This window comes from Streptomyces sp. F63 (assembly GCF_018070345.1).
GTDB lineage: Bacteria > Actinomycetota > Actinomycetes > Streptomycetales > Streptomycetaceae > Streptomyces.
In genome coordinates this window covers 1-1,650 of the sequence record NZ_JAGPXX010000067.1, presented here as the reverse complement: position 1 = coordinate 1,650, position 1,650 = coordinate 1, and the positions used below count along the sequence as shown (strand labels likewise).

Genomic DNA, 1,650 nt, shown 5'->3' with positions numbered 1-1,650 from the left:
AGAGGCCGTTCTCTTTCCGAACCTCATGTGCAGTTTCTGCTGGTCAGGCATGAGATAACGGTTGCTGCGGGAGTCTGGGTCCGTTGTTGGCCGAGATGTCCTGGGGGTGGCAGATGCCGTCGATGCGGGCAGTCCTGGAAGCGCGGCGGAAGACTGCGGCGGTGCGGGTGGAAGACCTCGAAGCCGAGCTGGAGAGGGTGCGGGCGGCCCTGGCGGAGGCGGAAGAGGTGCTCCGGCGACGGGTGATCGGTCTGGAGCAGTATCTGGAGGCGCTGGCCGAGGCGGAGGCGTTGCCCGAGGTGACCGACGCTGCCTCGAAGAAGAAGCCGGTGGGATCACGCCGGGCGGTGCCTCATCGCCAGGACGCTCCGGGCGTCGAGGTGTTGTCGGTGGAGTACCAGGGGTTGATGGCCGCCGCCGTGGAGGCGGGATCCGGTGGGCTCGGTGCCCGGCGGGCGGCGGTGGTGCTGGGCTGGGACAGCGCTGTGGCTTCCCGGGTCGAGGGCGCGCGGGCCCGGCTGAAGCGGCTGGTGGAACGGGGCTGGCTGGTGGAGGACAAGCCCGGCCGCTTCACGCTGCCCGCGCCTCAGCTGGACGTTGTTGGTGCTGGGCGGCCAGGCGGCGGCTCATGAGCATGGTCATCGACCACAGGACGACGGTCTCGCTGGTGTCGGTGCGTCGTTCGTAGTCACGCACCAGGCGCCGGCTGCGCAGGAGCCAGGCGAAGGATCTTTCCACCACCCAGCGGCGGGGCAGGACCTGGAAGCCCCGGGCGCCGTCGCTGCGGCGGACGATGTCCAGGACGACTCCGAGGTGCTGGTCGGTCCAGTCGGTGAGATGGCCGGTGTAGCCGCCATCGGCCCAGATGTGCGCCAGACCGCGGAAGTGGCTCTTCGCCGCGGGGAGCAGGACGCGGGAGGCGTCCCGGTCGGTCGTGGACGCCGGCGTGACCAGCACGGCCAGCAGGAGCCCGAGGGTGTCGGTGAGCAGGTGCCGCTTGCGCCCGTTGATCTTCTTGCCGGCGTCGAAGCCCCGCGAGAGACGGGTAACGGTGGTGTCCGCCTTCACCGACTGCGAGTCCACCACGCCCGCGCTCGGCTCGCCCCTGCGCCCCTGCGAGCGGCGGACGGCCTCGCGCAGCCGTTCGTGCAGTTCGGCCACCAGGCCCAGGTCCCGCCAGCGGGCGAAGAAGGCATACACCCGCGGCCAGGGCGGGAAGTCGGCGGGCATCGCCCGCCACTTGATGCCGTTGTCGACGAGGTAGCGCACCGCGTCGATCATCTGCCGGTGGCAGTAGCCCTCCGGCCTGCCGCCCCGGCCCGCCATCCAGGCCGGCACCGGCAGCAGATCCCGCACCCGTGCCCACTCCGCATCACTCATGTCCGAGTCGTACCGGCGTCGGCGCTCGGGCCGGTCGGCCGCGTTCCCGAACCGGTGAGCGAGGCAGTCACACCCAGGAGTGGACGAACTGGACTGGGCGACCACGACCACGTGACACTTCGACACTAGGGCCTCTTGCTTCTCGCTGGATTCGACAACCGCGAGCTACCAAGAGGCCCTTCCTCTATGCCCCACCAGCCGCCAAGTCACCCGATCCAGCGCCCTGTTCGAAGCCCGATCGACCACCCGAGCGGATAGAGAACGACCTCT

General features: G+C 70.0%; 2 protein-coding genes. One reads left to right on the top strand and one right to left on the bottom strand.

Annotation, left to right across the window (positions count from 1 at the left end; all coding sequences use genetic code 11):
• Positions 1-122: 122 nt before the first annotated feature.
• The gene (locus KBZ10_RS28915; RefSeq protein ID WP_210990708.1) at positions 123-632 is read left to right on the top strand and encodes a hypothetical protein; all 510 of its coding nucleotides are present in this window, start codon (positions 123-125) and stop codon (positions 630-632) included.
• Here KBZ10_RS28915 and KBZ10_RS28910 read toward each other — a convergent pair.
• Positions 571-1,380, bottom strand: a complete 810-nt coding sequence (locus KBZ10_RS28910) for an IS5 family transposase (RefSeq protein ID WP_247703159.1) — start codon at positions 1,378-1,380, stop codon at positions 571-573. The two genes, KBZ10_RS28915 and KBZ10_RS28910, sit on opposite strands and share 62 nt — an antisense overlap.
• Positions 1,381-1,650 lie beyond the last annotated feature (270 nt).

What these genes read in the sequence shown, in the direction of transcription:
- KBZ10_RS28915 (WP_210990708.1), top strand. Translation starts at nt 123, where the DNA reads ATGCGGGCAGTCCTGGAAGCGCGGCGGAAGACTGCGGCGGTGCGGGTG.
- KBZ10_RS28910 (WP_247703159.1), bottom strand. Translation starts at nt 1,380, where the DNA reads ATGAGTGATGCGGAGTGGGCACGGGTGCGGGATCTGCTGCCGGTGCCG.